11 protein-coding genes are annotated in these 12,216 nt (G+C 67.8%); 4 read left to right on the forward strand and 7 right to left on the reverse strand.

Annotated elements, in window-relative coordinates:
• Positions 1-201: 201 nt before the first annotated feature.
• The 6 genes from VKV26_11705 to VKV26_11730 form a co-directional block, all read right to left on the reverse strand.
• A complete protein-coding gene (locus VKV26_11705; GenBank protein HLZ70555.1) occupies positions 202-771 on the reverse strand; it encodes a metallophosphoesterase family protein in 570 nt (189 codons plus the stop codon).
• A 156-nt stretch (positions 772-927) separates the two neighbouring features.
• Entirely contained in the window at positions 928-1,308 is a 381-nt protein-coding gene (locus tag VKV26_11710; GenBank protein ID HLZ70556.1) for an HAD family hydrolase, read from the reverse strand.
• Positions 1,309-1,413: 105 nt separating this feature from the next.
• Entirely contained in the window at positions 1,414-2,742 is a 1,329-nt protein-coding gene (locus VKV26_11715; GenBank protein HLZ70557.1) for a hypothetical protein, read from the reverse strand.
• Positions 2,743-2,836: 94 nt separating this feature from the next.
• Positions 2,837-3,247, reverse strand: a complete 411-nt coding sequence (locus VKV26_11720) for a zinc ribbon domain-containing protein (GenBank protein ID HLZ70558.1) — start codon at positions 3,245-3,247, stop codon at positions 2,837-2,839.
• A 373-nt stretch (positions 3,248-3,620) separates the two neighbouring features.
• Complete coding sequence (locus VKV26_11725) at positions 3,621-4,022, reverse strand: LuxR C-terminal-related transcriptional regulator (GenBank protein ID HLZ70559.1); 402 nt, start codon at positions 4,020-4,022, stop codon at positions 3,621-3,623.
• The gene (locus VKV26_11730; protein ID HLZ70560.1) at positions 3,961-6,363 is read right to left on the reverse strand and encodes a helix-turn-helix domain-containing protein; all 2,403 of its coding nucleotides are present in this window, start codon (positions 6,361-6,363) and stop codon (positions 3,961-3,963) included. Before VKV26_11730 ends, VKV26_11725 begins: the two co-directional genes overlap by 62 nt.
• 31 nt (positions 6,364-6,394) lie before the next feature.
• On the opposite strand from VKV26_11730, the gene VKV26_11735 reads away from it, so the two are divergent.
• The 4 genes from VKV26_11735 to VKV26_11750 all read left to right on the forward strand — a co-directional run bounded on the left by VKV26_11735 (position 6,395) and on the right by VKV26_11750 (position 10,688).
• Positions 6,395-6,772: a hypothetical protein gene (locus VKV26_11735; protein HLZ70561.1), complete on the forward strand. Its 378-nt coding sequence runs from the start codon at positions 6,395-6,397 to the stop codon at positions 6,770-6,772.
• Between the two features lie 114 nt (positions 6,773-6,886).
• The gene (locus tag VKV26_11740; protein HLZ70562.1) at positions 6,887-7,195 is read left to right on the forward strand and encodes a hypothetical protein; all 309 of its coding nucleotides are present in this window, start codon (positions 6,887-6,889) and stop codon (positions 7,193-7,195) included.
• A 125-nt stretch (positions 7,196-7,320) separates the two neighbouring features.
• Entirely contained in the window at positions 7,321-8,898 is a 1,578-nt protein-coding gene (locus tag VKV26_11745) for an MAC/perforin domain-containing protein (protein HLZ70563.1), read from the forward strand.
• A 149-nt stretch (positions 8,899-9,047) separates the two neighbouring features.
• The gene (locus VKV26_11750; protein ID HLZ70564.1) at positions 9,048-10,688 is read left to right on the forward strand and encodes an N-acetylmuramidase domain-containing protein; all 1,641 of its coding nucleotides are present in this window, start codon (positions 9,048-9,050) and stop codon (positions 10,686-10,688) included.
• A 291-nt stretch (positions 10,689-10,979) separates the two neighbouring features.
• On the opposite strand, the gene VKV26_11755 is transcribed toward VKV26_11750, so the two are convergent.
• A complete protein-coding gene (locus VKV26_11755) occupies positions 10,980-12,149 on the reverse strand; it encodes an acyl-CoA dehydrogenase family protein (GenBank protein HLZ70565.1) in 1,170 nt (389 codons plus the stop codon).
• Positions 12,150-12,216: the final 67 nt, after the last annotated feature.

Consider the following 12,216-nt stretch of genomic DNA (forward strand, 5'->3'; position numbering starts at 1 on the left):
TACGCACCGGCAGGCCGAGCTCTGCCGCCTTCGCGTAGAGCGGGTAGTAGCGCCGATCGCTGGCGGGGATCCGCTCGTCCATGGGGTTGAGCATCAGCCCGTGCAGCCCGTCCTCGCGGATGATCCGCTCGAACTCGCGCATCGGCCGAAAGGGAACTCGTCACGGCGGGGGTGTATTGATGCGGCGCACGCCGCGGCCGGTCAGGCGCCGGCGGGCGCCAGAGTCGCAAGGTCGATGATTCTTGCTTCTCTGCCCTCTGGTGTCAGCTCGAGGATGGCCACCGTGCCGAGCCGCACCTGTTGCCGCACCAGGCTCGGGCTGCCGGGGTTGACGAGGAGCACGCCATCGTGCACTTCCACCATGGCTTCGTGCGTATAGCCGAACACGACAATGTCGACCGGCTTGCCGAAAATCTGCTCGAGGGCCGCAGTGAGCGACTCATCCGCGGGAAAGCCTCTTGTGATGGCCCCGGGGAGCACGTCGTCGCCGAGGCTCCTGAGGATCAGCTCATGGGCCATCCCGACGGCGTGGCCCTCCAGTTCCATCACCTGCGCCCGGCCGTTTCTCGTCAGGCTCTCCCCGGATCCTTCCACCCACGATTCGGAGGACCGCACCGGCGCGATCCGCTCCAGCCACTCGATGCACGAGGGCACGTAGGCGTGGCCCGCGTGGAGGATCAGGTCGACGCCCTCGAACGCAGTCACGACCTCGGCGGGCGGCTCCTTGCCGGCCGCAGGGATGTGGGTATCGGAGATCAGTCCGATCTTCACCAGGGCCGCCTCACCGCCAGGGGCCAACGACTCCTGGACCCGGGGAGCCGCCGTGCCACCACCCGAACTTGGCGCGTGACAGATGGTTTCAAAACCGGCTCGGCGGCAAATTGGCTGGCGTGCCGGGCCGATCGCCCACCGGTTTTGAAACCATGTCTAAGCCCGTTCGGCAGGGATATTTGTCATGTCATCGAGCCACGCGAGCCAGGGCTCCGCGACACCCTCGTGGTCCCACAGGAACTCGAAGCCCGCGCGCGCCGCGAGCTGCTGGTCGAGTTCCCGGTCGCCGATGTGGAGGTATCTGTCCGCCTGGAAGCGCGCTCTGATGTCGTCGAGCATGTGTTTCGCCGCCACGAAATCCACCGCGACACCGCGCGCCTCCCACAGGGCTTTCTGCGCCGAAGGGAAGCGGTCGGAGCAGCTGCCGATAAGGAACCCGAGCTCCTTGGCCCTTCTCACCATCTCGACCGTGATCCCCCCGGGCGGGTCACCAAACTCGAGGGTGCCGTCGATATCGAAGCTTATGAGGTATGCCACCTTTCCCTGCTCCTTCACGTGGTGAGTACGAGTCAAAAGGCCCAGCGGCTCCCTGTCGATGGCGGGCGCGGTGAGTGCGGAGCTTTGCGCCGGGACGCACGAACGCTAATCGGGACTTGCGCCCCAGATCAGGGCGTCGCAGTAGTTTGGCACATGCGCCCCCGACACGCCGTAGCGCGCCGGCCTCGTGATCTGCGACGGCGACCGCCCCTGGATCTGGAGGATGCTGTCGCGGTGGTTCCACCAGCGTGTGCGCCCGTTCCCGTTGTTGCCACCGCTCGGTGAAACGGGGTTCGGGCCCTCAATGCTGATGTCGGTCTGGTAGAGATCGAGGGCGTAGCCCCGCTTCTCCCCGCGCGCGGCGAAGCGGAGGCCCTCGAGGTGGAACTGGTGGAAGAGGGTGAATCCGTCGTACATGTTCTCGAACGACAGGTCATCCGGCCCGATGCCGGCGCCCTCGTAGAGGATCCGCCCCATCCTGTCGCTTGCTCGTTCCCACTGCTCGAGTCTGGCCTGCACGCCCTGCAGCTCTGGCCTGGTCTGACCGTGGCTCAGGACGTAGGCGGGCTTCGGCTTGTGGTTCTTCGCACGCTCGGGGGTCGTGAAGACGACCGCGAGCGCTGCCTGGATGGGCAGGTCATTGTCGTAGATGTTCGCGGGCTTCGCGATCCAGCGGCCCTGGAGGTAGTCCTCCTTCGTAATCATCTCCGGCCGGTGCTGGGTGTAGTAGCCGTCCGGATTCATCAGGCCGTTGCGACGCTCTTCCACGATGAAGGGGGCCATCATGTCGTGGCTCTTGCCATACTTCTGGCAGTACTCCTCGAAGACCATCGCGGTGGTGGCGCAGGCCGGCGTGCCCCAGATACCGCCGTACTTCGCCGGGCTGGCGACGGTGTCGCGCGCCGCGGCGCCCTGGCCGACGTAGTACCGCCCGGCGAGGTTGTGCCAGCCGCGTACCACGAGGCAGGTGTTGGTGAGGCCGCGAGCGACCGCTTCGGCCGCGGTGGTGAACGACACCGACATGCAGATCGGGCCGTACATCTTGAACGTTACGTTCGTGAGTTCCGGCATATTCAGCAGGATCCAGTCGATGTCCCCGCGCGTGATGCCCGCCTGGGGGAAGTCGACCATCTTGAAGACGCGATCCCAGCCCGGCGGCGGCGGCGTGTTCGGATCATTCGAGACACCCGTGGTCGACTCAGCGGTCAAGACGATGCCGTCGATCTCGCTCGGCGAGATGCCGGCGTCTTCGATCGCCTCGCGGATCGCGATGATGGTGAGGGCGCCCATGCTGGTCTCGGGCTTCTCGTCCCAGCGCCGGGCGGTGGGTGAAGTCCCGACGCCCGTGGCGCAGACCTTTCCTCGGCCTTCCCAGAGGCCAAGCCCCTCGCGGTTGCGATGCCAAGCGTTCGGCGCGATCGGAATTGGTGGCACTCCTCGGGCTCCTTGAAAGTCTCCGACGGTTGCGCGGCGCTCGGGGAAAGTCTCCGACGGTTGCGCGGCGCGCGGGTGGCTGAGCCGGGTTCCCTTAGCTCACGACCCGCCATTCGGGAACCTTTTGCCCCGTGACCGGTGTCGTTTCGAAGATCACCTCGACGGCCGCGCCGATGGGGACCTCGTCGACGGGAACGCCCGGGAGGTGCGAGTACATCGTCAGCTCAGGCTCTTCGTCGAGCGAGATGGTCGCGACGTTGAAGGGCTGGTCGGGGATGAGTCTGCTCACCGGGCTGTCGTACACGACGACGCGGCTCACGATGCGGCCACGACCGGCAATTTCGCGCCATGCGAGCGCCCGGTTCCCGCACTTCGGGCACATCGCCCGCGGCGGGAACTGGAAGCGATTGCACACGGCGCAGTGCTGGACCACCAGCCGCTCTTCGTTGCAGGCGTCGTAGAACGGCCTGTCGAGGTCATCGGGGACCGGGGATTGCTTGGGCACGCTCCATCTCCATGGACACCGCCGACCCCTGATGGGCGGGGCGCTCTCGCTCACGGGCAGGGCACGTCTCGTTGACTCACCGATCTTTCGTCATTCGCCCCCTGTGTGCAACGTGAATGAACACGGCGACGTGAGCAGGTAGACGCAGTTTGGGGCGAAGGCCGCGCGCTTCGTCGGTGCAGACCCCAAACACCACGCGGCTTCCATGCCGGTGCCCAGCTCAAGCCTCGCCGGCAGGCGGAGCCCCGGTGCGTAAGTTTATCTGCATGCTGATTATGTGCCCGCTGGCCAGCCGGCCGGCTGCCCCAACGATCTCGTCGCCCGCGGACTTCGTACGCTCGATCCTGTAGATTGTGTGGCGTTTCTATAGAATCTACGTAGGCCGGCCATCCTCCTGGCAGAGCGTCCGGGCATACCTGCTGCCGGCGCGGCGCTGTTGCGTGCCGGATCCGGCCACCGCATGGACATGTGCAGGCATAGGTGTAGATCGAGGACGACCGTGTTCGTGGCCGCTGCCGGCGGCCTCCTGGTTAGCGTGCTCGGCAGCCCAGTCGGCAACCTGCCAGCGCGAGCGCAGGTCGAGCTTGTCGAGGATGTGATGGACATGGACGCCCACCGTGCGCACCGCGATGGCCAGAGCGGATGCGATCTGACGATCGCTGTAGCCCTTGGCGAGCAAGCGCGTCACGTCCCGTTCACGGGGCGTGAGCGGTTCATGCACGCGATCGGGTAACGCTGCCTGGTTCACGGCGGCCGCTTGTGCAGACGGCTCCATGCTGTTCAGCGCCTCCGCCACCGCCTGGTCCAGCGTCAGAGCGCGGCCCGCCGCCCACGCGGCGGCGAACTCGACCCCCTGAAAGCCCGGCGCGGATCGTTGCCGTCACCCGCTGATCGGTGGCGCGGTCCCTGGGCGGCGAACTGGCGCCGAGCATCGCCCGCAGTCCTTCGGCGGCGCCAAGCAGCCGCGCCGCCTGCCGCGGCCGTGGCTCGGCCGCGATCGCGGTCGCCCCCCGAATGCCTTGCACCAGAAACACCCAATCGCCCACCTGGAGGTGGCCGGCCAATCCTTCCCGAACGTTTGCGGCGGCCTGCTCGTGATCACCGGCATAGTGAAGGAACGTCCCCAGCATCGTTCGCGCCATCGCGACGGTGCGCAGATCGCCCTGCTGCTGGGAGCGCTGCCGGCACTCCTCGAGCAACGTGCAGGCCCGCTGGTAGTCACCCTGATTTCCCCGTGTCGTGCCGAGCGCCAGGAGCACCAGCGCAATCCCGGGTTCGTCGGCCAACTCGCGAAACCGCGCCAGGCTCTCCTCCAGCAAATCGGCCGCCTCGCCAGTGGCGATCCGGCGCATCTGGACTATCCCCAGCCAGACGAGCGTCTCGGCGATCCCCCGCCGATCCGCCGCCGCTTCAGCGGCCGTCAGGCTCTCCGCCAGCAAGGGGATCGCTCCGTCGAGGTCGCCCTGCCACTGGGCCAGCCTGCCCGCCGCGATCAGCACCTGCCGGCGCAGCGCGGGCGCGATGCCGTTGACCGGTCTCGCGAGCGCCGCCTCGAGGGCTTGCCGCCCTTCGCGCAAATGCATGTGGCCTTCCCAGAACGGGGCCAACGCCACGACCAACCGTGCCTCGGTCTCGAGCTCGCCCAATGCGGTCGCCCAGCTCAGTGCGGCGCGCAGATTTCCCGACTCGCGTTCCAGGCACGCCAGCCAGGCAACCTGATCCGGACCGCGCAGGTGCGGCGCCGCCCGCTCAGCCAGCGCCAGATACCGGGCCGCGTGGCGGACTCGTGTCGCCTCCAGCTCGCCCTTCGCCGTGCGTTCGATCGCGTACTGCCGCACTGGCTCGAGCAGACGGTAGCAAGCAGTCCCCGTCTCCTCCTCAACCAGCACCAGCGACTTGTCCAGGAGCTCGGTCAGCAGATCCAGCACATCCGCAGCCTGTACGTCAGGGCCGACACCGATAGCCTCCGCTGCGGCGATATCGCAGCCGCCGGCGAACGTCGCCAAACGGCGGAACAGCGCCTGCTCGGGCACGGTTAGCAGCTGGTAGCTCCAGTCCAGGGTGGCACGCAGCGTCTGCTGCCGCGTCGGCGCTGCCCGGCTGTTCCCGGTCAGCAATTGGAGGCTGTCGTCCAGACGCTCCAGGATCTGCGCGACCCCGAGCACGCGCACGCGAGCCGCCGCCAGCTCAAGCGCCAGAGGTATCCCATCCAGACGGGCACAGATGCCGGTTACGGCGTCGACGTTTCCCGCCGTGAAGTTGAAGTCCGCGTTGACAGCGCGGGCGCGCTCCACGAAGAGCTGTACGGCCGGGCACCGTGCCAGCTCCGCGGGGGAAGCGGGTTGGTCGGGGTCGGGCAGCGCCAGCGGTGGCACGCGCCGCTGGTACTCTCCGGCGAGTTGCAAGGGCTCACGGCTTGTGGCGAGGATCCGCAGGCTGGGACAGCCGGCGAGCAGGCGCTCGGCGAGTTCAGCACAAGCGGCGATCAGGTGCTCGCAGTTGTCGAGCACAAGCAGCAACGACCGCCTGCACAGGGCGTCTGCCAGGCGATCGAGCGCCGTGGCGCCCGCGACTTCGGGTAGGTCGAACACCGCGGCGACCGCCTGCGGAACCAGCGCAGGGTCGGCGATGGGGGCAAATTCGACCAACCACACGCCATCCGGGAACGTGGCGCGTAACGCCTCAGCGGCGGCGAACGCCAGTCGCGTCTTACCACCACCGCCGATGCCGGTCAGCGTGACCAGACGGCCGGCGTGGTTGGAGACCAACTCGACCAGCGCGCCGAGCTCGCGCTCCCGCCCGATCAGACGTGTACGCGGCGCCGGCAGATTTGACCGGGGCGTGGCGCGAGGTAGTCGCGGTGACTGCTCGCTCCGGCCGGCGCGTGGTGAACGCGCCAGTGCGATGAACGCCGTACGTTCGTCAGGCTCGAGCTGAAGCGCCTCAGCCAGGCGGTCCACGGTATAGGGATAAGGGCGTTGCCTTCGCCCCCGTTCAAGGGCGGCGATCGCCGAGGCACTGGCCCCAGCCCGTTCGGCCAGTGCCTGGTGGGTGAGTCCCGCTCGTTCGCGATACCACCGCAAACGAGGGCCAAATCCTGGCTCGGCGTCATCCATGAGGCAGTGCATCCTGACGGAAGGAGTGTCCGTGACCACCAGCAGCTCCGGCATCGACCTCGCGGCTCTCGCCTGGCGCAACAAGAAGAACCTCGACGCGACAAAGGATGGCGCGAAGGTTAGCTATCGCTTTCTCTGGGACGATGGGTACTACGGGGAGAGCATCCTCTTGATCGGTGACGGCCACGATAAGCCGCTGGTCAGGCTCCTGGATGGCGTGCCGGACGCCGTCTGCAGCGGCCTCATCAAGGTCACGAAGGGATCACGGAAGGACGATCCGGGCACCTTGACGGTCACCGGTGCCACGACGAAGCAGCATCGCGACGCTACACGGCCGCAGAATTACTTCGACCGGATGATCAGCAAGATTTCGGACAAGAAGGTCGTACACGCCCGATCGCTCGCCTGACCTGCAGCACGGTACGCCCGGCGGCCCGGTCCTATCCGCGCAGCGGTCGCTACGTCTCACCCGTTTGCCCCGCAGCACCGCGCAAAGCAGTACCTGTCTGAGGGAGGCACCGGCATGGGTCGGTATTCGGAGCTCGACTACGACGCCATCACCAGGCAGAACCGGAGGATCGTCGACGCCACGCAGGACGGCGGCAAGATCCGCTCGCTCTACTTCGGAGACGTCATCCTGCTTGGCGACGGCCACGCTTCGGCGGCGGTCAAGCGCGTGACGGCCAACCGCTGCACGACCGCCGAGATCACCGTCACGAAGGGGAAGGGGCTGGACCCTGGAACCCTCATGGTCAGTGGCGCCCGGGTCGGGAGCTGGTACCTCGAACAGGAGGTGCGCAGGTTCTCGAAGAAGAAGATCGTCTGGGTGTAGCGGCAGAAGCGTCACCCGCCGATCGAAGCGGTAGTGCGCCGGCTCGCCCACGCCAATGACCGTGTCGCTGGTGGCCCTAACCACGCTGCCGGCCTTCCGTATGACGCCGAAGAGGAGTGTTCATCATGTCGGACGCAACGGAACTCAACGGCCTCGAGTTTCTCGGCAAGTGCTACGATCTGCTCTCGCTCGATCCGCTCAACCTGGGCGGTTTGGCCAAGACCGTAAACGCGATCGATGTCGCACGCGCGGGCGGCGGCAGCTACGAGCAGGGCAGCTACGTGGTGCCGAACGGCGTCAGCCTGCAGTCGCCGTTCAACACGGAGGCGAAGACCTTCCGCTCCCTCGTCCAGAACAGCTACGACTTTCAGAACGAATTCAGCTCGACGCTGGAGCTGAATGCTGGGATCGAAGGGTGCTTTGAGTTCAGCACCAGCAACAGCTTCAAGGAGATCACCCAGGCGTCACAGTCGCGCAAGCAGGTCTCGACCTACGCCATCGTCTACGTTCAGAACCACGTCGTCGCGCTGGACCTGGACGGCCCGGACGAGAAGCGCATCAGCACCGCTTTTGCCCACGCCGTGAAGGGGCTTCCGGGGGGAATGGGGGCGCAAGCGGAACAGCGGGCCTACTCGGAGTTCATCCGGAAGTTCGGCACGCACTTCACCCGCCGAGTGTCGCTGGGCGGCATGGCCTACTCGCGCGTCAGCGGTCTCACCACGAAGGTGCTCGCGTCGCGGGAGCGGGAAGACGAGTTCACGGCGAAGGCGAAGCTCGAGATGGACATCTTCAAGTCCGGCGCAAGCCTCTCGGAAACGCGCAAGCAGTTGCAAAAGTCCGACGAGGAGAACGAAATCGAGCGGGGCATCGTCGTCTTTCGCGGCGGTATCGGCAGCATGCACGAGATCGCCGATGAGTGGTTCAGCGGCCTGCAGGAACGTCCCGCGCCGATCCCGGCCGGCACGGAGCTCGCACGGTTGTCAGAACTGCTCACCGCCGACTTCTTCCCGAACGATCCGGCGATCGCCGGCAAGCGCCGATCGCTGGACGAGGCGGTAGACCAGTACATCATCAGCAGCGGCGGCGCCCTCGATGGCACCATTCGCTACGGCGACAAAGTCGTCCTCTACAACGCGCCATACGAGCGGGGGAAGCCGCTGGACTATCAGCTCAAGCTGAACAACACCAATCCGAACGGTTCCGCGGTATACATGGCCAAGGTGGATCGATCGACTCCGAACCCGGTGGCCACGATGACGGTCGTTGACCCGCAGGGACGCTGGGGCGCGGCGGGCCAGCAGCCGCACGAGGTGATGGCCGCCCGGGAGACGCAGATCGGCCTGCGAGTTGAGGGCGGCAACGGTTCCGGGCAACGCTACCTCAGCACGAAGCCGTTCGATAGCGCGGCGCAGACGGCGATCGCCGCGTTCTCGCCGAATCCGAACGATCCGCAATGCCTCTGGTCGCTCTGTGTCGCCGGCGAGGTCGCCGGCAACGGCACGCGCATCGCGCGGCCGCTTGTGTCGGGTGACTGGGTCTCCATTACCCGCGAGGATGCGCCGGCGCGCGCATTCCTGACCTTGAACGGTCAACCAGTGACCCCGGGCGAGCAACCCGGCCTCCGCGCGGTGATGACCGGCAATCCGTGGTTCGACCACAGCGACGGGAACGCGCGGAGATTCGTCATCCAGAAGGTCAAGTAGGCCCTGGAGACGAGCAATCGCAGCGTCGCCGGCTCACGCGGAATGAAGCCGCTGGGCCGGCGACCCGCCCCTGCGTTGTGCGCACCGTGCCAATGCCTGGGCTCCCGGCGCGGCGCCGTGCGCCCGGGGCAATAGTCGGAGCGACGATGATGAGCGAGCTCAACCACGATCCGGCCGCGGGCTGGCAGTCGCCGGTGCCCGGCGCCGTGATCACGCAACTGTACGGCCCCGGCAACACGGATCCCGGTGTTCGGCACCTGTACCGCAAGGGCTACCACACCGGCATCGACTTCGGCGGGGTGTCCGAGCGCACACCCGTGCTTTCGCCCAGTAACGGAACGGTCAGCCTCGCCGCAACGAACGCGGGCTACGGCGAGTGCGTGATCGTGGAGCGAAGCGACGGCGTCGAGGTGCTCTTCGGCCATCTCTGCCGGATCGACGTGGCGGTGGGCCAGCGGATCGCCGCTGGGCAGGCGGTCGGCGGCATCGGCACGACCGGCGTCTCGACGGGCGTGCACCTGCACCTGGAATACCGCCGGCACGGCGAGGACATCGATCCCGCGCCGTTCCTGCACGCGGGCCAGGCCGGGCAGGCAGCCGCCGTTGCTGAGCCGCCGGCTCTTCCGGCCCGCGTGCTGGTCAACGCCAACCTGCGCGGGCGGCTGGGTGAGGACGCTGCCGTGCTCGGCGTGGTTCCTGCCGGCGCGGCCGTCGCGCTGCGCCACGACGCCTACTATCCTGTCCGCTGGAACGGACGCGACGGCTGGCTGTGGGGAACGTTTCTGGAGTTCGCTGCCGGCGACGCGGCGTCCCCCGGCGAGCAGTCGCCCGCCGCGGCCGACGTCCAAACGGCGGAGCGCCGCGGCCACACGACCGCCGAGCTCAATCTGCGTGCCGGTCCCGGCACCATTCACCCTGTGCTCCGCACACTGCCGCCCGGCACGAGCGTCGGCGTGCTGGCCGAGCGGGGTGAGTGGCTCCAGGTTCAGGCTTGCGGCACAGAGGGATACGTGCACCGCGGCTTCGTCGCCTTTGGGCACGAGCCTCTGCCGGAAGGCTTCCTCAGAGGCAGGCCGGACTTTGCGAACGTACCGCTCGCACCGGCGCCGTCGGAGCACCTGGTGGCCCCGGCCATGACCGACACCGAGCGGCTGGTCGCGGAGACGTGGAACCGCTACGGCGGACTGCTCATCGCTCTGTCCAAAGAGCTGTGCATCGACCCGGCGACCGCGGTGGCCGTGCTGACGATCGAGGCCGGCGGCCGGGCGTTCCCGGCGGATGGCCGGATGATCATCCGCTTCGAGAACCACATCTTCCATGACGAGTGGGGCGGGCACGCTCCCGACGCGTTCGCCCGGCACTTCGCATCGGGCGACGAACAGCCCTGGCAGGGTCATCTCTGGCGGCCGTCTCCGGCGGAGGCGTGGCGCGAATTCCACGGCGACCAATCGGCAGAATGGCAGGTATTCGAGTTTGCCTGCGGCCTCGACGACACCGCCGCGAAACGGGCGATCAGCATGGGAGCGCCGCAGATCATGGGGTTCAACCACGCCGCGATCGGCTACGCGTCGGTGCAGGCGATGTTCGACGCCTTCTCGTGCAGCGCGCAGGCGCAGCTGATCGGCTTCTTCGACTTCGTCCGGGGCGCATCCGCCGACTCGCCGCGCCTGCTGGCCCTGCAGCGCCAGGACTTCCACGCGTTTGCCGCGCTGTACAACGGCTCCGGTCAGGCCGCGACCTATGCCGGCATGATGGAAAACGTCTTCAACGCCTTCCAGCGGTTGCGGTGAGCCTGAGCCGCGCCGGCGGAGCGGTACACACCGCGGCGCCACGCCGCCCGGGGCCGGTGCGCCTTGATGAAGCGCTTCTCCCCGGCCGCCCCCTGGCGCGCTCAGGCAATAGGTCATGGAACCGCAGTCCACGGCGAACGTGCGCGGCGGCGCCGGCCGCTGCCTCTCCCTGAACAGGAGCGCTGCCGATACGCCAACCGACACGCAGGACGCCACGGTAAGACCTGATCAATCAGACGGCTTGAGGAGCAGGTCCGGCGCTCCCGCTCCTGCGGGCCCAGATGCGCCGGCTCAGAGCAGAGGACTGCCCGGATCCAATCCGAAGAGGACCCGGCCGGCGGTCTCCCAGCGGCCGTCCTGCACCTGCAGGTGCTGCGCGGCGGTGTGCAGGTCGCGCCAACAGCGTTCGAGCGGCGACGACTGGAAGATTGCGCTCGACCCCGCGAGCCGGTAGAGCGTATCTGCGGCAGTCACGCTGTTCTCAACCGCGGTCAGGCATGACAGGCGGAGCACGGCCAGGGCCTCCGGCGTGAGTTCACATCGGCGCGAGGCGGCGTCCCAGATCGCCTGAACGTTCGCGTACCAGAAGGTGCGGGCGGAGCGCACGAGCGCCTCCGCGTGCGCCAGGCCGACCTGGGCCTGGACCTGCTCGCTCAGCCGTGGCCCGAACGGGCGTTCCTTGGCGAGCGCAAGCTGCCGGAACTCCTCGATCGCCCGGCGCGCGAGTCCGAGGCACACCGGCGGCGACTGCGCGAGCCCGACGAGGGAGAAGAACGGGATGTTGGTGAGGCGTACCTCGCGCACGTGTCGCGGGCCCGCGGGGAGGGCGAAGCCGCCGGTCATCTCGTCGGGGACGAAGACGCCGTCCACATACAGGTCCTGGGTGCCCGTCGCACGCAGGCCGGTGACATACCAGGTATCGATGATCTGGACATCGGCCGGCGGCAGGAAGGCGATCACCATCTCAGGCTGTCCGCCGTCATCCAGACGTGGGGCGCCGTCGGCGACGATCGGCGCGGCCGCCGCGATCCACGTGGCGTTGGGGGCGCCGCTGTTGAAGGCCCATCGCCCCGTAAGCCGGTAGCCGCCCTCCGCTCGCTCGGCGCGCACGCCGAACGCCGGTGCGCCGGCGATCAGGGCCGAGCCGCTTCCGAGCACCCGGGCGGCCGATGCCTCAGGCAGCACGGCCGTGAAGAGGCCATTGGCGATGCCCAGGGCCACGGTCCAGCCCGTGGATCCGTCGTGCCGTGACACCTCCTCGACGACGCTGAGCGCGTCGGGCAAGGGCAGATCGAGCCCGCCGAACGCTCTCGGCGTGTAGATCGAGAACAGCCCGCCCTCCATGAGCCGTTCGACGAGCTCGTCTGGAAGCCGACGCTCGGCTTCGGCCTGGGCCGCCATCAGGCGGATCTCATCCGCCACCGGCCGCACGAGTTCTTCAGCATTGACAAGCGCGATCATGAGCGTCTCCTCCGTCTGGCTTTACGGTGGCGGTGCTGGGCTCCGGCCGGACGCCCGGACGCGCCTC

It is taken from the genome of Dehalococcoidia bacterium (genome assembly GCA_035310145.1).
GTDB lineage: Bacteria > Chloroflexota > Dehalococcoidia > CAUJGQ01 > CAUJGQ01 > CALFMN01.

Excerpts from the sequence above, each read along its gene's own strand:
- VKV26_11725 (HLZ70559.1), bottom strand. The coding sequence starts at position 4,022 with ATGGAGCCGTCTGCACAAGCGGCCGCCGTGAACCAGGCAGCGTTACCC.
- VKV26_11730 (HLZ70560.1), bottom strand. The coding sequence starts at position 6,363 with ATGGATGACGCCGAGCCAGGATTTGGCCCTCGTTTGCGGTGGTATCGC.
- VKV26_11740 (HLZ70562.1), top strand. The coding sequence starts at position 6,887 with ATGGGTCGGTATTCGGAGCTCGACTACGACGCCATCACCAGGCAGAAC.
- VKV26_11745 (HLZ70563.1), top strand. The coding sequence starts at position 7,321 with ATGTCGGACGCAACGGAACTCAACGGCCTCGAGTTTCTCGGCAAGTGC.
- VKV26_11750 (HLZ70564.1), top strand. The coding sequence starts at position 9,048 with ATGAGCGAGCTCAACCACGATCCGGCCGCGGGCTGGCAGTCGCCGGTG.
- VKV26_11755 (HLZ70565.1), bottom strand. The coding sequence starts at position 12,149 with ATGATCGCGCTTGTCAATGCTGAAGAACTCGTGCGGCCGGTGGCGGAT.